Consider the following 711-nt stretch of genomic DNA (forward strand, 5'->3'; position numbering starts at 1 on the left):
GGTAGCGATAGAATGGATCTATGTCTGCGTTATAAAGATGTTATTTTAGGGATTGAATTGAAAGTGTGGCGGGATAAAAAACGCGATCCTCAAGGTGATGGAATTGAACAATTAGAATCTTATTTAGGGCGTTTGGGTTTAGATTTTGGTTGGTTATTTATCTTTGATAGGCGGAAAAATGCTTTACCTATGGAGGAGAGATTATCAACTGAGGTGGTGGTGACAGAAAATCAATATAGAATTACTGTGATTCGGGCTTGAGTGTTGGCAAAACTCACTGTTTTTAGCAGAAATAAATGGTATAATAAAATTAATAGACCTGTCCGAAAATTCAATGTAGAGACGTTGCATGCAACGTCTCTACAAAGGTTTTAAAAGACGCTTACCTTCTTGAACTGCTAAATCACGATCTTGTTGATAGTAGTTAACTAACCGTTTCATATTTAGGGTTTGCTGAAAAAGTCCCTTCGTTGAGGCAGGGAATAGGGAATAGGGAATAGGGAATAGGGAATAGGGAATAGGGAATACTTTTAGTCCAACAATTTCAAAATACAATCTTCTATCTGTTCATCATTAACAGAGTTAGAGGGTGTTTGAAAAGTTTTTGGCAGTCAAAATTTAGGCAAGTCGCCTAACCATAATACGGATCATAGCAAGGTAGATAAAAGTCTCAGATGTTTCGGGCAATAATTCATAATCTCGGACTAATCG

Annotated in this window: 2 pseudogenes; one reads left to right on the forward strand and one right to left on the reverse strand. The window is 36.8% G+C overall.

The window, feature by feature from the left end:
• Nucleotides 1–261 (forward strand): annotated as a pseudogene (locus FFR48_RS28225) (ATP-binding protein); the annotation flags it as partial.
• A 357-nt stretch (nucleotides 262–618) separates the two neighbouring features.
• On the opposite strand, the pseudogene FFR48_RS28230 reads toward FFR48_RS28225, so the two are convergent.
• Nucleotides 619–711 (reverse strand): annotated as a pseudogene (locus FFR48_RS28230) (IS5/IS1182 family transposase); the annotation flags it as partial.

This window comes from Sphaerospermopsis reniformis, from assembly GCF_005402885.1.
Classification (GTDB): domain Bacteria; phylum Cyanobacteriota; class Cyanobacteriia; order Cyanobacteriales; family Nostocaceae; genus Sphaerospermopsis; species Sphaerospermopsis kisseleviana.